This is a genomic window from Neisseria subflava (assembly GCF_003044935.1).
GTDB classification, from domain to species: domain Bacteria; phylum Pseudomonadota; class Gammaproteobacteria; order Burkholderiales; family Neisseriaceae; genus Neisseria; species Neisseria subflava_E.
The window spans coordinates 995,760-1,015,921 of sequence record NZ_POXP01000001.1 but is presented as its reverse complement, the minus strand read 5'-3'; the positions used below and the strand labels follow the sequence as shown (position 1 = coordinate 1,015,921).

Annotated in this window: 17 protein-coding genes; 6 read left to right on the top strand and 11 right to left on the bottom strand. The window is 49.1% G+C overall.

Going from position 1 to position 20,162, the window contains the following annotated elements:
- Positions 1-49: 49 nt before the first annotated feature.
- From pta to DBY95_RS04860, 6 genes are all read right to left on the bottom strand, one after another.
- Positions 50-1,552: a phosphate acetyltransferase gene (gene pta / locus DBY95_RS04885; protein WP_107723568.1), complete on the bottom strand. Its 1,503-nt coding sequence runs from the start codon at positions 1,550-1,552 to the stop codon at positions 50-52.
- Positions 1,553-1,713: 161 nt separating this feature from the next.
- Positions 1,714-2,790 carry a peptide chain release factor 1 gene (prfA, locus tag DBY95_RS04880; RefSeq protein WP_049329850.1) on the bottom strand — a complete coding sequence of 359 codons (1,077 nt, stop codon included), beginning with the start codon at positions 2,788-2,790 and terminating at the stop codon, positions 1,714-1,716.
- A 155-nt stretch (positions 2,791-2,945) separates the two neighbouring features.
- Positions 2,946-4,214, bottom strand: a complete 1,269-nt coding sequence (locus tag DBY95_RS04875; RefSeq protein WP_107723567.1) for an NRAMP family divalent metal transporter — start codon at positions 4,212-4,214, stop codon at positions 2,946-2,948.
- A 287-nt stretch (positions 4,215-4,501) separates the two neighbouring features.
- Positions 4,502-5,269 carry a TatD family hydrolase gene (locus DBY95_RS04870; protein ID WP_107723566.1) on the bottom strand — a complete coding sequence of 256 codons (768 nt, stop codon included), beginning with the start codon at positions 5,267-5,269 and terminating at the stop codon, positions 4,502-4,504.
- A gap of 13 nt (positions 5,270-5,282) precedes the next feature.
- Positions 5,283-6,266 carry an asparaginase gene (locus DBY95_RS04865; protein ID WP_107723565.1) on the bottom strand — a complete coding sequence of 328 codons (984 nt, stop codon included), beginning with the start codon at positions 6,264-6,266 and terminating at the stop codon, positions 5,283-5,285.
- Between the two features lie 66 nt (positions 6,267-6,332).
- Entirely contained in the window at positions 6,333-6,995 is a 663-nt protein-coding gene (locus tag DBY95_RS04860; RefSeq protein ID WP_107723564.1) for a DedA family protein, read from the bottom strand.
- A gap of 249 nt (positions 6,996-7,244) precedes the next feature.
- Between DBY95_RS04860 and ubiD the strand changes: the two genes are divergently transcribed.
- Complete coding sequence (ubiD, locus tag DBY95_RS04855) at positions 7,245-8,723, top strand: 4-hydroxy-3-polyprenylbenzoate decarboxylase (protein ID WP_107723563.1); 1,479 nt, start codon at positions 7,245-7,247, stop codon at positions 8,721-8,723.
- Between the two features lie 267 nt (positions 8,724-8,990).
- Here ubiD and DBY95_RS04845 read toward each other — a convergent pair whose 3' ends face one another.
- From DBY95_RS04845 to nirK, 4 genes are all read right to left on the bottom strand, one after another.
- The gene (locus tag DBY95_RS04845; RefSeq protein WP_107723561.1) at positions 8,991-11,084 is read right to left on the bottom strand and encodes an AsmA family protein; all 2,094 of its coding nucleotides are present in this window, start codon (positions 11,082-11,084) and stop codon (positions 8,991-8,993) included.
- Between the two features lie 175 nt (positions 11,085-11,259).
- On the bottom strand, positions 11,260-11,529 hold the full coding sequence (gene rpsO, locus DBY95_RS04840) for a 30S ribosomal protein S15 (RefSeq protein WP_036491726.1): 270 nt from the start codon (positions 11,527-11,529) through the stop codon (positions 11,260-11,262).
- Between the two features lie 209 nt (positions 11,530-11,738).
- Complete coding sequence (locus tag DBY95_RS04835; protein ID WP_107723560.1) at positions 11,739-12,494, bottom strand: formylglycine-generating enzyme family protein; 756 nt, start codon at positions 12,492-12,494, stop codon at positions 11,739-11,741.
- A 175-nt stretch (positions 12,495-12,669) separates the two neighbouring features.
- Positions 12,670-13,830: a copper-containing nitrite reductase gene (gene nirK, locus DBY95_RS04830; protein WP_107723559.1), complete on the bottom strand. Its 1,161-nt coding sequence runs from the start codon at positions 13,828-13,830 to the stop codon at positions 12,670-12,672.
- Between the two features lie 400 nt (positions 13,831-14,230).
- Here nirK and DBY95_RS04825 point away from each other — a divergent pair, with 400 nt between their 5' ends.
- The 3 genes from DBY95_RS04825 (at position 14,231) to DBY95_RS04815 (ending at position 18,444) form a co-directional block, all read left to right on the top strand.
- Entirely contained in the window at positions 14,231-16,486 is a 2,256-nt protein-coding gene (locus DBY95_RS04825) for a nitric-oxide reductase large subunit (protein ID WP_107723558.1), read from the top strand.
- A gap of 95 nt (positions 16,487-16,581) precedes the next feature.
- Entirely contained in the window at positions 16,582-17,481 is a 900-nt protein-coding gene (gene prmB / locus DBY95_RS04820) for a 50S ribosomal protein L3 N(5)-glutamine methyltransferase (RefSeq protein ID WP_107723557.1), read from the top strand.
- A 225-nt stretch (positions 17,482-17,706) separates the two neighbouring features.
- Complete coding sequence (locus tag DBY95_RS04815; protein ID WP_107723556.1) at positions 17,707-18,444, top strand: toxin-antitoxin system YwqK family antitoxin; 738 nt, start codon at positions 17,707-17,709, stop codon at positions 18,442-18,444.
- 45 nt (positions 18,445-18,489) lie between these two features.
- On the opposite strand, the gene DBY95_RS04810 is transcribed toward DBY95_RS04815, so the two are convergent.
- On the bottom strand, positions 18,490-19,050 hold the full coding sequence (locus tag DBY95_RS04810) for an adenine phosphoribosyltransferase (protein WP_003682296.1): 561 nt from the start codon (positions 19,048-19,050) through the stop codon (positions 18,490-18,492).
- A gap of 168 nt (positions 19,051-19,218) precedes the next feature.
- Here DBY95_RS04810 and gmk point away from each other — a divergent pair, with 168 nt between their 5' ends.
- Together gmk and rpoZ are read left to right on the top strand one after the other, a co-directional pair.
- Positions 19,219-19,836 (top strand): guanylate kinase, encoded by a 618-nt coding sequence (gmk, locus tag DBY95_RS04805; protein ID WP_107723555.1) that lies wholly within the window; start codon positions 19,219-19,221, stop codon positions 19,834-19,836.
- 52 nt (positions 19,837-19,888) lie between these two features.
- Positions 19,889-20,095, top strand: a complete 207-nt coding sequence (gene rpoZ, locus DBY95_RS04800; RefSeq protein ID WP_107723554.1) for a DNA-directed RNA polymerase subunit omega — start codon at positions 19,889-19,891, stop codon at positions 20,093-20,095.
- The last annotated feature ends 67 nt before the right edge of the window (positions 20,096-20,162 follow it).

Genomic DNA, 20,162 nt, shown 5'->3' with positions numbered 1-20,162 from the left:
GAAACATCGGTTTCAGACGGCCTTTGATTTTAAAGCATCAGCTTGTCAATCAGCCTTGCATTTGTTTGGCTTGAACGGCAGTCAGAGCGATGGTGAAGACGATGTCTTCAATCAATGCACCGCGGGACAAGTCGTTAACCGGTTTGCGCAAACCTTGCAACAACGGGCCTACGCTCAGGACGTTGGCGCTGCGTTGTACGGCTTTGTAAGTACAGTTGCCGGTATTGAGGTCTGGGAAAATCAGGACAGTTGCCTGACCAGCGACAGCGCTGCCCGGAGCTTTGGATTGGCCGATAGATGGAACGGTAGCCGCATCGTATTGCAACGGACCTTCGATGGCCAAATCAGGGCGTTTTTCATTAGCCAGTTTGGTGGCTTCGATTACTGCATCGACATCAGGGCCGCTGCCTGAGTTGATGGTAGAGTAGGAAATCATGGCTACTTTTGGATCGATACCGAAAGCTTTGGCGCTGTCGGCAGATTGGATGGCGATATCGGCCAGTTGTTCCGGAGTTGGGTTCGGGTTAACCGCGCAGTCGCCGAAAGCTAAAACTTGGTTAGGCAGCAACATGAAGAATACGCTGGATACGAGGCTTGCACCCGGAGCGGTTTTAATCAGTTGCAGGGCAGGACGGATGGTGTTGGCAGTAGTGTGGACTGCACCGGAAACCAAACCGTCCACGTCGTTTTGAGCCATCATCATGGTACCCAGTACGACGGTGTCTTGCAGCTGTTTACGTGCATCTTCAGGAGTCAGGCCTTTGGATTTGCGCAATTCACACATAGGCTCGACATATTGCTCAACCAAAGAAGCAGGATCGATGATTTCCAAAGAATCGGGCAGGGAAATGCCGCGTTCTTTCGCTACGGCTTCAACTTCTTCGCGAGTCGCCAATAGTACGCAACGGGCGATGCCTTTTTCGTGACAGATAGCGGCGGCGGCGACGGTGCGTGGTTCTGCGCCTTCAGGCAGGACGATGCGCATATCGGCTTTGCGTGCGAAATCGATCAGGTTGTAACGGAATTGGGCTGGAGACAGGCGTTTGGCTTCGCGTTTAGCCAAAGCGGATACGTCTTGTAGTTTGTCGCTGGAGCCGAAGAAAGTCAGGCCGGTTTGTTCGGCAACTTGTGCGCCCAAAGCAGCGGCTGCACCGTCAATGATAAAGCCTTCCAATAAGCCCGGGGAGTTGGTGTAGAGCTGTTTGGTGAGGTTTAATTGTTGGGCAACGGCGGCTGCGTCGGTGTTGTCGGATTTCAGCGCCAATACAACGCCTGCGTCCAAAGACAACGCCAATTCGACGTTTTTGCCTGCCAAGAACAATTTGTCCGCATCAGGAGTAATGCCTTCGATAACGAGGTTATCTGCGTTCAATGCTGCAACTTTACCGACAAGCGCGTCAAACCAGTCGTCGCTCTTGCCTTGAGCCAACAGGGCTTCTGTAGTGGAGTCAACGGCTTGGAAAACTTGTGCATTCAATGCCGCTGCAAATGCTTTTGCCGCTGCATCGGCGCTCAGGCCGGTAGATACCGGTGCGATCAGGATTTTTGCCATTTTGTGTCCTCTCTTTCGTTAATTGTAGAAGGGTGTTGCTGTGACGCAGCTGGTGCTGCATTTTAACACTTCAGGATTGAAGTTTCTTTAATATATTCACGGCCATATTGACATATGTCATCAGGCCGTCTGAAAAGTATAAACGCAATGGGCTAAATTCATCAATCCCCCATTGCCGCCAAAAGCTCGGCTTGATGCTCGGCAATCAGGGCATTGGTGATTTCTTCCAAGTCGCCGTCCATCACAAAATCCAGTTTGTGCAGGGTAAGGTTGATGCGGTGGTCAGTCACGCGGCCTTGTGGGTAGTTGTAGGTGCGGATGCGTTCGCTGCGGTCGCCGCTGCCGATTAGGGATTTGCGTTCGGCGGCTTCTTTGGCTTGGGCTTCGCGTTTTTGTGCGTCGTTTAAGCGGGCAGCGAGGACTTTCATCGCCTGCGCTTTGTTGGCGTGTTGGCTGCGGCCGTCTTGGCATTCGACTACCATGCCTGTCGGTAAGTGGGTAATGCGGACGGCGGAGTCGGTTTTGTTGATGTGCTGACCGCCTGCGCCGGATGCGCGGAAGGTGTCGATGCGCAGGTCGGCGGGGTTCAATTCGATGTCTTCGAGTTCGTCCGCTTCAGGCATGACGGCGACGGTACAGGCTGAAGTGTGGATACGGCCTTGGCTTTCGGTTGCAGGAACGCGTTGCACGCGGTGGCCGCCGGATTCAAATTTCAGACGGCTGTATGCACCCAAGCCGATAATGCGGGCGATGACTTCTTTATAGCCACCTAATTCGCTTTCGTTGGCGGAAACGATTTCAACCTGCCAGCGGTTGCGCTCGGCGTAGCGGCTGTACATACGCAGCAAATCGCCAGCAAACAGCGCGGCTTCGTCGCCGCCGGTACCAGCGCGCACTTCGATAAAGATGTTTTTGTCGTCATCGGCATCTTTTGGCAGTAGCAGTTTTTGCAATTCGGTATCGAGTTCGTCGATTTTGGCTTTGGCAGCTTCGATTTCTTCGGCGGCAAAGTCTTTCATTTCAGGGTCGGACAGCATTTCTTCGGCATCCGCCAAGTCGCTTTGCGCCAGCTGATAGTTTTGGAACACTTCGACCACGGGGGTCAGTTCGGCGTGTTCGCGTGTGAGTTTGCGGTAGTTGTCCATGTCGGACGTGGCTTCAGGCTGTCCGAGCAGATGCGTGACTTCTTCCAGTCGGTCGCTGAGTTGTTGTAGTTTTTCTAAGATAGACGGCTTCATAAATTTTCCAAAATACGGATGCCGTCGAGTGGTCTGCAACGGCGAAATAAGGAGTCATTATAATGGGTTTGAATGAAAATTCAACAAGATATGATGGATTGGAAAGGCCGTCTGAAACTTGTTTTTGAGTTTCAGACGGCCTTTTTCATATGGGCTTATTTAGGAGCAGCCAAGATGCCTGTTTGGTTCAGCAGGAACAAAACGGTAAAGCCGGTCAAGTAAATCAAACCGATAATGGCAAGGAAATTCATGCCCATGGTCAGTTTGTGGCGTTTGTCGCCTTTGACGAGGCGGTAGTTCAGCCAAGCGAACACAGGGGCGGCAACGAAGGCGGTAATCATGGCGAATTTGAGCAGTTCCGCCATCGCGCTGTTGAACCAGAAAATTACGGCCAAGCCTGAGCCTGCAACCCAGACGTTCCAAGCAAACAATTCGACATTGCCGGTTTTGTCTTTGCCGCGCAGCAGGCGTACCGGTTCGGCAATCGCGCGGGCGTAGCCGTCCACTACGGTAATGGTGGTGCCGTACATGCAGGCGAAAGCAATAAATGCCACTAATGGACGAGACCAGTCGCCGATGGTCACAGCGTACATATTAATCAGCTGGCCGACATATTTGCCGCCCGCCATTTGCACTTCCTCGCCGTTGCCGTATTGTACATATGCACCCAAGGCGAGGAAAACGACCGCCAAAATCGCGCTGGTAATGTAGCCGACGTTGAAGTCAAAAATGCCGTCGCGGTAGCTGGAAGGGTTGATGCGTTGTTTTTCGGTAACCCACAAAGAGTTGATGGCGGAAATTTCAATCGGTGCAGGCATCCAGCCCATCAGCGCGATGAGGAAGCCCAAGCCGGTCAGCGTCCATGGGGTCGGCTCGATAAAGTCGGGCTTCATCTGCATGCCGCGAGACATGGCCACGGCGGCTGCGGCGACGGTGGCGATGGTCAGGCTGACGATGATGATTTTGGAAACGTTGTCCAATGCTTTATAGCGGCCGCTTGCCAAAATCAGCAGGCAGGAAACCATAATCATGACGGACACTATGCCGGCATCGAAAGTCAGCGACGGGATCGCCATTTTGACGATGGCGGCGGTAACGATGGCGACTGCACCGGCATTAATCGTTGCCGATGCAATACATAAAATCAAAAATACCCACAAATAAACGCGACTTTTTTCGGCATAGCCCTCAATCAGGCTTTTGCCCGTATCCAGCGTGTAATGTGCGCTGAAGCGGAAAAACGGGTATTTGAACAGGTTGGTCAGAATAATGATCAGCGCAAGCTGCCAGCCGTAAAGCGCACCTGCCTGCGTGGAGGCAATCAGGTGCGAGCCGCCGACTGCCGCCGAAGCCATCATGATACCCGGGCCGAGAGCATTGATTTTGCTCTTCCAGGTGGAAGCGTGTGTATGTTGTTCAGCCATAATTAGTTTCCGCCTTTTTCAGACGGCCTTATTATCAAAAAAAGGCATATTTTAACGTAAATAAAAAGTTTGCCCAATAATATGCGTAATACTTTTTATCAATCAAAGGGAAAATACGGTGTTAAAAAGCCGAGATGACGGAGTGAACGATATTTTGTGCCAAAAACATTTTTTCAGACGGCCTTGTATCGCTTTTTATTCATGAATATGGGGTAGGGAGGGCAGAGTGTGTCGGTTTGGAAACGAAATGGCCGGACAAGGCTTTTTGATGCCTTGAGGTCGGCATATTAAGGGGAAGTATGGAGCAGGGAATCCACGTTTTGCTCGGTTATTTCAGCCAGTTGTGTCAGCGGTACGCAGCGCAATTCGGCGGCAATTTCGGCGATACGGCGGATGTTGGCCGGGGTATTGGTTTCATGGCCGAGCATAAAGGGGCTGTCGGTTTCGAGAACGAAATCCGTGTCGTTTAAAGCTTGTAAGGCGGCACGGACTTTTTTGGCATTGGGATTGAGTAGCAGCGAGCCTATGCCGATTTTGAAGCCGAGTTTCACCAAAATCCGTGCTTCTTCTACGCTGCCGGAGAAAGCATGAACGATACCACCTCGTGTGAAACCGGCAATTTTAACAGCGGCGGCAATGGCGGCGGTGGCTTTCAGATTATGGATGATGACGCGGCGGTTGAGGTTTTGGGCGAGGATGAGTTGGCGGATAAAGACGTCGGTTTGCGTGTCGCGTTGCGCTTGGGTTTGCTCTTTGCCATAAAAATCCAAGCCGATTTCGCCAACCCATGCTTGCGGATGCCGGGTTAATTCTTTCTCTAACTCTTGGAATGCCGCTTCGTTGAGGCCGTCTGAAAACCACGGATGAATGCCCAAAGCGATATGGATGTTTTCAGACGGCCTTTCCAACTGCGCAACTGCCTGCCAATCATTGGGAGATGTAGCCGGTACGATAAAACGCACCACGCCGGCGGCTTGCGCTTCGGTAAGCACGGCAGGCAGCGTATCGGCAAGTTTGGGATCGGCAAGATGGCAGTGGGTGTCGGTGAAAGTCATATTTAATGGTGGTTTACAGCAGATTTAATTGTCGCAATTCTTGTTGCACCTTATCTGCATTCCAGTCATGAGATACGGCGAGGGTCATCAGCGCAGTGGCGGTTTCGAGATTGCATTTGCCGCCGTTGATAATACCTGCCTGACGCAAAGCATCGCCTTGGGCATAGACGGCAGCGGCGCAACCTTGCGGCACTTGGCTGATGTTGAGCAGCAACTTGCCTTGTTGCGTAAAGGCTTGAACGGCTCGGACAAACGCATCGTTGTTCGGCGCATTGCCGTGGCCATAGCTTTGCAGAATCAGGGCTTGGGCGGAAAGGTGGGGCAGGCTGTCTGAAAGTTCTTGCGCAGCATAACCGGGAATCAGCGTGCGGACAGAAACTTTGGCTTCAGGATTTGGAAGACGCGGTTTGAGGCCGTCTGAATGTTGGGTCGGGGCGGTACGGATATTGTGCCAACCTTTGTTTTCCTCCCATTCGGCGAGCGCACCAAAATGCAGGTTGTCAAAACCTGCGGCGGTCTCGGTGCTGACCTTGCTGCTGCCGACGGCGGGGAAGAGTTTGCCGTCAAAGGCAATGACCACTTGTTTGAGTTTGAGCGAGAAAGCGGAAACGGCGGTAGCAAGGTTGCGCGGCGCATCGCTGTTGGCGGCATCGTAAGGCCATTGCGAGCCTGTCAGGATAACGGGTTTGTCCAAACCTTGCAGCGAAAGGGCGAAGAGGTTGGCGGTGTATGCCATGGTATCCGTGCCGTGCAGCACCAAAATGCCGTCATAGTCAGGCAGTTTGGCGATAATAAGCTCCAGCCAGTCGCGTTGGTTTTGCAGCGTTACCGCGGAAGAATCGATGAGCGGCTGGCAAACGTGCCATTCGAAATCAAGGCCGTCTGAAAAGGGGGCAAGGGCTTTATCGACGAGGGCAGTGTCGGGACGCAGGCCTGCGCTGCTTTGGGTCATGCCGATGGTGCCGCCGGTGTAGAGGACGAAGATTTTTTGTTTCATGGTGTTTCTGATGAATGATTGAGGCCGTCTGAAAGCGGGGAAGTGTTTCAGACGGCCTGGAATGGTTTATTGATTGGCTTGTTTTTTGGCTTTTGCAGCGCGTTTTTCGTGCAGTTTTTCACGGAAGAAGGTATGGCGGCGGTGTTTTCTCCACCAAATCCAGCCGACAATGACTGCGCCGATGCCCAGTACGATAAAGATACCGGATTGCAGGCTGTGCATTTTTTTCATCAGCCAGTCGGTATTGCGTGCGCCGTATTCGCCCAAATAAATCCAAACCGGAACGGAAATCAGCGCGGCCAGACCGTCCATCAGGATAAAGCGCAGGTAGGAAACTTTGCGGCTGATGCCTGCGGTCACGAAAACGGCGGTACGCAGGCCAGGCAGGAAACGGGCGACGAATAAAACCCAGTTGCCGTATTTGTCGAATTTTTCCTGTACTTGGGCATAGCGTTTGGGCGTCATCACACGGGCAATCGGTTTGAATTTAAGGATTTTTTGTCCCCAAATCCGGCCGGCCGCAAACATAAAGCCGTCACCTACCAATACGCCGAGCATGCCGACGGCAAACATAATATGCGAGTTGGTATAACCCAGGCCGGAAATCACGCCGCCTGTAACCAGTGTCAAATCTTCAGGAATCGGCACGCCGAAGCCGCAAATAACCAAAACGAAAAACACGGCCGCATAGCCGTATTCAACGAAAAAAGATTCTAAAAATGCAAACATGGCCGCTGTCCCACGATAGATATTGATTGATGACTGGATTAAGTCGGAATTTTACCAAAGATAAGGCCGTCTGAAAGCAATCACAAGCAGATATTGTTTAAATTTGACGGTAGTTTGCAAAAAATCTCAAAATTCGGACGTAGAAAGTTGGGATTTGAACAGATTTGGCAGGTACAATAGCCGCTGGTTTATCTTTCAAACCCGAAATGGCAGTTTGTTTTCAGACGGCCTGTTCAGGAAAATGAAATCATGAAATACAGAGATTTGCGAGAATTTATCGCCGGATTGGAAGCTGATGGCAAACTCAAGCGCATTCAGCATCCGGTGTTGCCGCATTTGGAAATGACCGAAATCGCCGACCGCGTGCTGCGTGCCGAAGGGCCGGCGTTGCTGTTTGAAAACCCGATCAAACCCGACGGTACGCGCTACGACTATCCCGTGTTGGCAAACCTGTTCGGCACGCCCGAACGCGTGGCGATGGGCATGGGGGCGGACAGCGTATCCAAGCTGCGCGAAATCGGGCAGACGCTGGCGTATCTGAAAGAACCCGAACCGCCCAAAGGCATCAAAGACGCGTTTTCCAAACTGCCGCTATTGAAAGACATTTGGAGCATGGCGCCGAACGTGGTGAAAAACGCGCCGTGTCAGGAAATTGTATGGGAAGGTGAAGACGTTGATTTGTATAAACTGCCGATTCAGCATTGCTGGCCAGAAGATGTTGCGCCGCTGGTAACATGGGGTTTGACCGTCACGCGCGGTCCACACAAAAAACGCCAAAATCTCGGCATTTACCGCCAACAATTAATCGGCAAAAACAAGCTGATTATGCGCTGGCTGTCGCATCGTGGCGGCGCGTTGGATTATCAGGAGTTCCGCAAACTCAATCCCGATACGCCGTATTCCGTCGCCGTCGTGCTTGGCTGCGACCCCGCCACCATTTTGGGCGCGGTAACGCCCGTTCCCGATACCTTGAGCGAATACCAGTTTGCCGGACTGCTGCGCGGCTCGCGGACGGAACTGGTGAAATGTATCGGCAACGATTTACAAGTGCCTGCCCGTGCCGAAATCGTACTGGAAGGCGTCATCCATCCGAACGAAACCGCGTTGGAAGGCCCATACGGCGACCACACGGGCTATTACAACGAGCAGGATCATTTCCCCGTGTTCACGGTCGAGCGCATCACCATGCGTGAAAACCCGATTTACCATTCCACCTACACAGGTAAACCGCCCGATGAGCCCGCCGTTTTGGGCGTGGCGTTGAACGAAGTGTTCGTACCGCTCTTGCAAAAGCAGTTCCCCGAAATCACTGACTTCTACCTGCCGCCCGAAGGCTGCTCCTACCGCATGGCGGTGGTCAGCATGAAAAAACAGTACGCCGGACACGCCAAGCGCGTGATGATGGGCTGCTGGTCGTTCCTGCGCCAGTTTATGTACACCAAATTCATCATCGTGGTTGATGACGATGTGAACGTGCGCGACTGGAAAGAAGTTATCTGGGCGGTAACCACGCGCATGGATCCCGTACGCGACACTGTTTTGGTAGAAAACACGCCCATCGATTATCTCGACTTCGCCAGCCCCGTCAGCGGACTCGGCGGCAAAATGGGTTTGGATGCGACCAACAAATGGCCGGGTGAAACCGACCGCGAATGGGGTCGTGTGATCAAAAAAGACCCTGCCGTTACAGCCAAAATCGATCAGATTTGGGAGAGTTTGGGTTTGTAGATGTCGGATTTATTGGAATTTCTACTTCAAATATTGATGGAAATGATTGGGTCTATGTTTGAGGGTACGGTAGAAATATTGAGGCTCGATTGGAGAGAAAGAAAACTCTCAAAAAAAGGCTTGATAATGTTGGCTATATGGTTTGCCATCATTGTTGCACTGATTGTGTATATGGTTATTCCCCAATAAACATCTTATTCTGACAATGTATCTGTTAAAAGGCCGTCTGAAACTTTTTGGGTTTCAGACGGCCTTTGATTTGAACACTTAGCGTGGTTTGAGCCACTTCCATTGTTCTTGTATGGTTTCTTGCAGGGCTTTTTGTTTTTCTGCAGACGTGTTCATGCCATTGGTCAAGCGGCTGTAATCAAGGGTAATAGAAGGGTTTTGTACGGTTCCGCCGATTTTTAGGGGAATCGGTTTGTTTTTAGGTTGCAGTACATTGCTGATAAGCAGGTTTTCGGACAGCTTTTGGGTATTCAAATCGGTATAGCCACTGCTGACAACGTGCAGGCTGTCGGAAAACAGTTCGGTGTTGATATGATGGCTGATGCCTTTTTCAATTTCGCTATTGAGGATGAAATGATGGAAAGGGGTTTTGAGGTTGCTGTTGTCGATTTTTTCCGAAGAGATGCCGTTTTTCAGAATGCTGTCCATATCGATGCCGTGCCATGCGCCGTTGGTAATATCGAGGAGCAGGCTGCCGTTTAGGGCTTGTATCATTTGGGCGCGGTCGTTGCCGGTGGTTTTAATGTCGATAACGGCGTCGCCGCTGCCGCTGAAGCTGTGGAAACCGAACAGGTCTTGCAGCAGCGGCTGAATTTGTATGCCTTTTGCGTTTTGCTGAAGGTGGTAGGAGGCAGGTTGGGTCGCCGCAATACTTAGGCCACCCTCGGTTTTACCGCCATAAAGCCCGGCTTTGAAACGGTGCAGGGCGATATGTTCTTTATCGGCGGTGAGCAGGGATTCGATGTTTTCTAATTGCAGGCCGGCAGTTTGAATGCTGCCGATTTGGAGGTTGGCCTCAATGTCGGGCAACCAGGATTTGGCCAGTAGGGAAGGAAGATTCAGTGATGGCTGGGTTTTCAGGTCTTCCAAGTAAGGGGTCAGATTAAGTTTTTGTAAGGCAATACCGGCGTCAAGGTGCGGACGCGGTTGGGCATCGCGTTGGTATTTAAAGGCCAAGGCAAGGGCCTGCCTGTCAAATGCGCCTTTCAGACGGCCTTCCCATGTGTTCAGGCTGAAGTTGGCCTGCCCTTCGAGTGTGCTGATGAAGCGTGGACGGGGAAGGCGGTTGATGGTGTCTTGCAGGGTGCTGAGGTGCAGTTTGGGCGCGTCGATGCCTTTGCCTTTTTGCCAAACCAACGGGCTGGAAAAGGTAAAGTTGGTTTGGAGGCGGTCGTTTTTATGGCTGCCTTTGAGTTCAAAATTGGCGGCGGTCAAAACGGTTGCGTAGAGGTTGGCTTTGTCCAGTTTGAATGAGCCGTCCCATTGGTTGTTTTCACTGCCGGCGGTCAATGCACCGTTGAGTGTATTGAGGTGCAAATAGCCGTTTTTGAATTGCAAGAGGGGAGAACGTGCGTTGATATGCAAGTTTTGGTAGCCGCTTTCGGCTTGCAGATTGAAGTCGCGGAGTAGGGCGGTTTGGTTTTGCCAATTAAGGCTGCCTGCGATTTGGGCATCCAGCTTGTTTTTGAGTAATACGGTTTGTAGGTTCAGCTTTAGGGCGGGAACGCTCCAGCCGGCATCATCTTGTACAAGATGGCCAACGCCTTGCCAACTGATGGGGTTGCCTATGTTTTGCAGTGTGCCGCTGATATCGAATGGACGGCCGTCTGAATCGGCTCTGCGCAGGGAAAATTGCAGATCGTTTAAGGCAATATCTTGTTCTTTATTGTGATAGCGGATGCTGCCGCTATTGATGATGACGCGGTTGAGCTGAAAACTTTCTTTTGACGATGGGTCTTGTTGCAGGCAGGTGGGCAGATGGTGTTTTGAGTCCAGTGTCAGTGTCGGGTTTAAAAGAATCCATTTCTCAAGTATGGGGGCATCCGACCATAGGCTGCTCCAGCCAAAGCCCATTTTGGATTCGGCGATGTTCAGCGTCGGTGTGTCAGGTTCGGAAGAGGAAAGGCTGAGGTCTTTTAAAATCAGCGTGGGGCGCGGCAGCCATTTTCTGCCGATAGTGGCGTTATATTTGATTTGGCAGCCATGGGCGGAAAAGTTTTTTTGTATGAATGCGTCGATATTTTCTGTGTTGAATATGCGGAACATTAAGGCACTCAATACCGCCGCGAGGCATAAAAGCGCGGTAATGCTGAAAACCAGGGTTTTCAGCCAAAATTTTCCTGAGTGCAACATGGAATGAACAGACAATTCAGATTCTCGCTTTGATGGGAGCTTTAAGGAGTGATTGGAAGTTTAAGCCTTGCTGCTTAAGCGTGTGAAAGTATAACACAGAGTGAGCCTGGTTTCAGACGGCATGGGCATGTGAATAAAAACACCGCCCAAAGGCGGTGTTGATTTTAAGCATAAATTATTTACGCAGACCCAGGCGGGTAATCAGTGAACGGTAAGTATCAGGCTGAGTACGGCGCAGGTAAGACAGCAGGCGACGACGTTGGCTAACCATTTTCAACAGGCCGCGACGGCTGTGGTGGTCTTTAGGGTTGGCTTTGAAGTGAGGAGTCAGGTCGTTGATGCGGAAAGTCAACAGAGCGACTTGTACTTCAGAAGAACCGGTATCGCCTTCTTTGCGTTGGAAATCTTTAACAATTTGTGCTTTTTGTTCTACGGTCAATGCCATGATGGATAACTCCGAAAATAAAAGAACCTTTTCAGGTTCGGACAAGTTTGCCAAGCCAAACGACCTAAGCAAACTCCTAAGTGCCTTTTTATAAAGACGGGCGGATTATGCCACAATTTGTCTTTGTGCGCCACATCTTTTCAGACGGCCAAAAAAAGCGGCGATACCTTCCAGTACCGCCAAAGCTGCTTTGGTGATAAAACTAAACTTTATTTGCTTGCGCAGCGGAAGCCTAAGTTATTTAAAACATATTTGGATTGCAGGCTGGTACGGATGCCGTAGCGCAAGAAAGCCGCATAGTTGGATGGGTCGCTTGAGCCTACGGATGCGCCGCTACAGAACATTTGGGTGTTGGACGAGCCGGCTGAGAGTTGGCTACTGTTGAAGTCTTCAGTCCATTCCCAAATTAGGCCGTGCATATCGTATACGCCCCAGTAGTTGGGTTTGTTTTTACCGATGTCGTGCAGGCCGTTGCGGCCGCCGTCTGCATACCAATCCAAGATGGTACGGTTGTAGCCGGGTTCGGCAGAGCCGTCTTTTTGAGTGGCAGAGGCCAAACCTGCAAATTCCCACTCGTCAATAGTCGGCAGGCGTTTGCCTTTGGAAACGCAGTAGGCATTGGCGGCAAACCATGAAACATTGGTTACCGGATGTTTGAGTTCGCTAGCTTTAGGCGCATAACTGTTGCTGCCGTTTTTCACCCAATGTTTCAGGTAAGCTTTTTCAGCTTGTTTGGAGCCGATATTACCTTTTTGCCATTGCGGATGTGTTTTCACAAATTCGGCAAATTCGGCATTGGTTACCGGATATTTGTCAAGCTGGAAGGGTTTGACTTTAATAAGGGAAGTTTCTTTTTTGAGATAGAGAGGACGGTAGCTGCCTCCTTCGATTTTTACCATTTCGGCAGCAAATGTATTGCCGCAGATTAAGGCACTGCCTAAGAGGAGGAGTCGTATGAGTTTCATGGTACGCCCTTATTATCGATTGAAACAGAAAATTTATTTTTCAGATAGCCTAATCATAACAAGGCCGTCTGAAAAATCAATCTGTCTGATTGAACAGGAAGATTAATTGTGATGGAAGCCACTGCGGCTCTAAAGAGTAGGGCAGCAGTGGCTTGGCGTATTAAAAACCGAGAGATTATTTAGCGGCTTCAGAAGCACCAGACGCAGCTGCTGGAGCAGAAGCGGCTGCACCGGCAGGTTGGTAAACGGTGTCGCTCAGTTTTTTGGTCATGATTTCAGGGTTTTCATCACCCTCAACTTTCAATTGACCCAAAGCACCTTTGTTGAACGCACGGAAGATAGAGTGGTCAACCACAGTGTAGCTGCCTGGAATGTCGACTTTGAATTCGATCATCGCTGCGCCACCGGCAGGAATCAGAGTACTTTGTACGTTTTCATTAATCAGTTTACCACCTTCAACATATACTTTGTCGAAGATTTCGCCGATAACGTGGAAAGAAGATACCAAGTTAGGACCACCATTACCAACGTACATACGAACAGTTTCACCAGCTTTGGCTTTCAGGGCGTTGTCACCGGCGATAGAGCCTACGTGGCCGTTGAATACAACGTATTCAGGTTGTTCGGCAATGGCTTTATCCATGTCGAAAGGTTGCAGACCTTGAGCGCCTTTTTTACCTTTAGTATAGAAGTCGCCTTGTACGATGTAGAACTCTTTGTCCACTTTAGGCAGACCTTCTTTAGGTTCAACCAAGATCAAACCGTACATACCGTTGGCGATGTGCATACCTACAGGAGCAACGGCACAGTGGTAGATGTACAAACCGGCTTGCAGCGCTTTGAAGCTGAAGGTAGAAGTGTGGCCTGGGGCAGTGAAAGAAGCTTCTGCACCACCGCCTTGACCGGTAGCAGCGTGGAAGTCAACGTTGTGAGGAACGGTAGAAGAAGGATTGTTAGAGAATTCTACTTCTACGGTATCGCCTTCGCGTACACGGATCATTTGGCCCGGAACGTCGCCGTTGAATGTCCAGTAGTGGTATTCAACACCGTCTTCCATAGTCATGGTTTTTTCGACGGTTTCCATTTTAACGCGTACTTTAGCCGGATGATCGCGATCGATTGCAGGTGGAACTTCCGGAGCGTGAGTCATGATGGCATCGACTACAGGCAATTCTGAAGAAGGAGTCTCGGCAGCAGCTTGTGAGTCAGAAGAAGCAGCAGGAGCTTCGGCAGAAGCGGTGGCAGCCGGAGTTTCAGCTGGTTTAGCAGCTTGTTCGCCGCATGCGGCCAGTGCAAATACAGAAGCGATAAGTGCAGCTAAGGTTTGGCGTTTCATGTTTAAAGTTTCCTTATTGTAAGAAAAGTTAAGTATCCTGATAGGATGGTTTGAAATTTTGTATGATTATGTAGGCGCTTGTTTGGGTGTATTTTGACATAAATCAAATTGTTCAATGAATATGAATCTTTTAATCCTTAAATACTCCTTTAGTAGTATAAAAAACTAAACCGAAAAGTTTATTTTTGTGTGAAAATGTTAGTGTGGGCTTAACACAAAATATAACAAGGGAGGGGGTTATACAGGATAATAGGAATCAATATCATGTAAGTTAATGGTTTTAAAGGAATATTATTGACAAAATATTTCTTTACTTTTAAAACCGTGATACAATCTTTAACATTCATATTTGATGAATTAATACCCAACCACTTTTTACCAAAATCAAGGAGTACTCAAAATGGGACAGTACAAGAAGCTTTGGTACTTGCTGTTTGCCGTACTGGCAGTATGCTTTACCATTCTTGGTTATATGGGTAGCGAGGTCTATAAAAAGGCTCCGCCATACCCTGAACAAGTCGTTTCTGCATCCGGCAAAGTCCTGATGACCAAAGACGATATTTTGGCAGGTCAATCTGCATGGCAAACTACCGGCGGTATGGAAGTTGGCTCTGTATTGGGTCACGGTGCATACCAAGCTCCGGACTGGACTGCCGACTGGCTGCACCGCGAGCTGGTTGCATGGTTGGATCTGACTGCGCAAGAAACTTACGGTAAAAAATTTGACGAAGTTTCTCCTGAGGAACAAGCTGTTCTGAAAACCCGTTTGGCTGACGAATACCGCAACCAAAGCCGTATTAAGGAAGACGGTTCTGTCGTTATCAGCGATACTCGCGTGAAAGCGATCGAAAGCATTCTGCCTTACTACCACGGTGTGTACAGCGACGATCCTAAGTTCCAAACCACTCGCGAACACTTTGCAATGAAAAACAACACATTGCCAAGCCAAGAAGCGCGTGAAAAACTGTTCAACTTCTTCTTCTGGACTTCTTGGTCTGCTTCGGCCAACCGTCCTGACGAGAACTTCACTTACACCAACAACTGGCCGCACGAGCCTTTGATCAACAACGTACCGACTACTGAAAACTACATGTGGTCCTTCACCAGCGTGGTATTGTTGCTGATGGGTATCGGCTTGCTGATGTGGGGTTACTCTTTCTTGACCAAACACGAAGAGGTTGAAGTACCTACTGAGGATCCTATTTCCAAAGTACAACTGACTCCTTCTCAAAAAGCGTTGGGCAAATATGTATTCCTGACTGTTGCGCTGTTTGTCGTACAAGTACTGTTGGGTGGTTTGACTGCTCACTATACTGTCGAAGGTCAAGGTTTCTACGGTATCGATACCGCCTTGGGCTTTGAAATGGCCGACTGGTTCCCATACGCACTGACCCGTACTTGGCACATCCAATCCGCTATTTTCTGGATTGCAACCGGCTTCCTGACAGCAGGTCTGTTCTTGGCTCCGATTGTGAACGGCGGTAAAGATCCTAAATTCCAACGTGCCGGTGTGAACTTCCTGTACATCGCCCTGTTCATCGTAGTCGGTGGTTCTTACGCAGGTAACTTCTTTGCTTTGACCCACATCATTCCGCCTGAGCTGAACTTCTGGTTCGGTCACCAAGGTTACGAATACTTGGATCTGGGTCGCTTCTGGCAACTGTTGCTGATGGTCGGCTTGCTGTTGTGGCTGTTCCTGATGCTGCGTTGTACTGTCTCTGCCTTTAAAGAAAAAGGTACAGACAAAAACCTGTTGGCTATCTTCGTAGCTTCTATGGTCGGTGTGGGTGTGTTCTATGCTCCTGGCCTGTTCTACGGTGAAAAATCTCCAATCGCTGTGATGGAATACTGGCGTTGGTGGGTGGTTCACCTGTGGGTAGAAGGTTTCTTCGAAGTGTTTGCTACTGCCGCCTTCGCATTCATCTTCTACAACATGGGCTTTGTCCGCCGTAGTACTGCTACTGCTTCTACTTTGGCTGCTGCTGCAATCTTCATGTTGGGCGGTATCCCAGGTACATTGCACCACTTGTACTTCTCCGGCTCTACCTCTGCCTCTATGGCAATCGGTGCATGTTTCTCCGCTTTGGAAGTTGTACCTTTGATTCTGCTGGGTCGTGAAGCTTACGAACACTGGTCTTACCAACACCTATCCGACTGGGCGAAACGTCTGCGTTGGCCTCTGATGTGCTTCGTAGCAGTTGCCTTCTGGAACATGATCGGTGCCGGCGTATTCGGCTTCCTGATTAACCCGCCGATTTCCCTATTCTACATTCAAGGTCTGAACACTACTGCAGTTCACGCTCACGCGGCTCTGTTTGGTGTGTATGGTTTCTTGGCTCTGGGCTTCGTATTGCTGGTTGCACGTTACCTGAAACCTAATGCTCAATTTGACGACAAACTGATGACTTGGGCATTCTGGCTGCTGAACGGCGGTCTGGTGGGTATGATTGCCATCAGCCTGTTGCCGGTCGGCGTGATTCAAGCTTATGCTTCTATCACTCACGGTCTGTGGTATGCCCGTAGCGAAGAATTCCTGCAAATGGAAATTCTGGATACCCTGCGTTGGGTTCGTACCGCTGCTGACTTGATCTTCATCGGTGGTGCTGTCTGCGTTGCTATCCAAGCTACCAAAATCGTATTCAGCCGCGATAAATAATCTTAAGCTGAATTAAATCGAAGGCCGTCTGAAAAGTTTTCAGACGGCCTTTCTGTTATAATTTCAATATTCTTAAATCGACAAGACAAAACATTATGTTCAACCAAGCTGCTCAAGAGCTGACCACTGTTCGCGATTTATTGCGTTTTGCCGTCAGCTGTTTTAATGATGCCGGACTGTTTTTCGGACACGGAAGTGATAATGCCCATGATGAGGCAGCCTATCTGATTTTGTACACTTTGAATCTGCCTTTGGATACGTTGGAGCCTTATTTGGATGCCAAATTGTTGCAAAGTGAGAAGGAAGAGGTATTGTCCATTCTCGAACGCCGCGCAGTGGAGCATATTCCTGCCGCGTATCTGACGCATCAGGCATGGCAGGGTGAGTTTGATTTTTATGTCGATGAACGCGTCATCGTGCCCCGTTCTTTTATTTATGAATTGCTTGGCGACGGTATCCGTCCTTGGATTGAACATGATGAATTGGTGCATCGAGCTTTGGATTTGTGTACCGGTAGCGGCTGTTTGGCTATTCAAATGGCGCACCACTATCCCGATGCACAAATCGATGCCGTAGATTTGAGCTTGGATGCGCTGGAAGTGGCCGCGATCAATATTGAAGATTATGGCTTGGAAGACCGCATCAGCTTGGTGCATACCGATTTGTTTGAAGGTTTGGATGAAACCTACGACTTAATTGTTTCCAATCCGCCTTATGTTGATGCAGAATCTGTGGAAGCGTTGCCTGATGAATACCTACATGAGCCGGAATTGGCTTTGGGTAGTGGAGAAGATGGTTTGGATGCTACACGCCAAATCATTTTGCAGGCTGCGAAATATTTGAATCCGAAAGGTGTATTGTTGGTTGAAATCGGTCATAACCGTGAAGTATTGGAAGCGGCTTATCCCGAATTGCCGTTTACTTGGTTGGAAACCAGCGGTGGCGATGGGTTTGTATTCTTGTTGACCCGTGAGCAATTATTGGGTGAAGAGTAGTTTATTTTGATATGAATAAAACAAAGGCCGTCTGAAAAATTTTCAAACGGCCTTTGGTCTATATAATTTTTAATGTTTTAAGAAAATACAAATGTCTATAGAATGCCGAATATGAAATCCAAGCAGGCTTTGAAACTATAGCTTATAATATTCGTCATAGATTTAAATGCCGGTAGATTTTTATTACTGACTTTTTGTAGAACATATACTGCCAAACCCAATATTATGAATAATTGTTTAAAATCAGGCCTGTTGGCTGCTGCCTTGTTCAGTATGCCCGTTGCCGCCTTTGCCCAGCAACATACCGTTTATTTCAATCAAAACGGTAAACTGACGGCGACCATGCCTTCGGTTGCTTATGTCCGCCAATACAAGATTGAGGCAGGTAAGGCGCAGGTGCAGGATTTTTACTATCCATCGATGAAAAAATATTCTGATCCTTATGAAGTACCTGCCGGTCAGATTAAGGTTTTTGTGCCGGCTTTGGATAACGGTACGCTGACCCTGTGGCATTTCAACGGTCAGAAAAAGATGGTCGGCAGCTATCGCAACGGCAAACCGCATGGCGAGTGGGTCAACTGGTATCCAAACGGCAAAAAATCCGCAGTAATGCCTTATCAAAATGGACTGAGTGAGGGCGTGGGTTCCCGCTATTACCGAAATGGTGTGAAAGAAAGCGAAATTCAGTTTAAGCACGATAAAGCCAATGGCCATTGGAAACAATGGTATTCAGACGGCAGTCCGAAAACTGAAATGATGATGAGCAATGACAAACCAACGGAGATCATCAGTTGGGATGAAAATGGCCGCATCGTGTCTGAATTGAGTATTCGCAACGGCAAACGCAGCGGCATCATTTTGGATTGGTATGATGATGGTGCAAAGAAATCTGAGCTGGTTTATAAAGACGATCAGTTGGTGAAAAAAACTTTCTGGGATACGGACGGATACGTTCTCGAATAATTGTGATAATAAAAAACCGCAGGCTGATTAGCTTGCGGTTTTTTATTACATACAGCCTTTGTTTTGGCATAGGGTAAATAATGGTGCGCCACTTTCACGGATTTTTTTGCCACCGTCCAAGTCGGTAAATTCTAAAATGGCAGCTGCTTCGATTACTTCGCCGCCCAGTTTGCGGATAAGCTCGACACCTGCCAGCATTGTGCCGCCGGTTGCTACCAAATCATCTACCAACAAAACGCGTGCGCCCGGCTTGATGGCGTCAGTATGGATTTCTACCGTTGCTTCGCCATATTCCAAAGCGTAACTCTGAGAAACCGTATCAAACGGCAGTTTGCCTTTTTTGCGGATGGGGACAAAGCCGACGTTCAGTTGATAGGCCAAAGCTGCACCAATGATGAAGCCGCGCGCATCCAAGCCTGCCACGACATCAACTTTCTGCCCCATATAGCGGTAAACCAGTAAATCGACCAGCAGGCGGAAATATTCTGCGCTTTGCAAAACGGGAGTAATGTCATGAAACAAAATCCCTTTTTGCGGCCAGTTTTCAATTTTACGGATTTTGTCCGCCAAAGCTTCTACGCCCATTACTTCAGGATGAATCAACATCTCGACATTCCGAAATCAAAAAGTTTTTAACACGATATTGTAGCGGTCATATGCGGACTTGCCAAATTAATCGATACAATAGCCAAATTTTGCAACATGCCGTCTGAAATTTCGAGAAACATTGTGTTGTGTTATAATTTACAGATACATACCATCGGCTGAACCACCATGCAAAATCATAAAAAAGGCAATATTTACATCATTTCTGCCGCTTCCGGCACAGGTAAAACGACCTTGGTGTCGCGCCTGTTGAAAAATCATGATGACATCCGTGTTTCCATTTCTCATACCACGCGCCAGCCACGTGAGGGTGAGACACATGGTGTGCATTACCACTTTGTTCCCAAAGAAGAGTTTGAATCACTAATTGAGCAAAGAGCCTTTTTGGAACACGCCAATGTGTTCGGCAACTACTACGGCACCAGTATCGCCGGCGTGAATTCGTTGAGCGAAGAGGGCTATGATGTAATTTTGGAAATCGATGTGCAAGGTGCGGCGCAAGTGCGTAAATCGTTGCCTGAAGCCAGCAGCATTTTCATCCTGCCGCCTTCCTTTGAAGTTTTGGCGCAACGTTTGATCGGCCGTGGTACAGACAGCGAAGAAGTTATTCAAACACGTCTTTCAAAAGCCCGTCATGAGATTGAGCAATCCGTTTTGTTCGATTACGTCGTTGTGAATGACGATTTGGATCGTGCCGAAGCCGATTTGTTCCACATTATTAAAGCAGGCCGTCTGAAAAAATCCTCTCAACAGGGATTTATTTCAAACCTGTTGGAAAATTCGTAAAAAACAGCGAAAATAACCGTTTATTTGAAACATAGAAAGAAAGCAAGCAAACATGGCCCGTATTACTACTGAAGACTGCACAGGTAAAATCCCTAACCACTTCGACCTTACCCTAGTTGCCGCCCGTCGCGCACGCCAGCTCGAAAACGGCAATGCGCCATTGGTTGACGACATCCGCAACAACAAACCAACCGTAACCGCCCTGCGCGAAATCGCAGCCGGACAAATCGGAACCGAGCTGCTGACCCGCAACAAATAAACCAACCGGCAAACCGATAAAACCGTCGCGCGGACTGTATCGGTGCGATATCACAACCGATACAGTC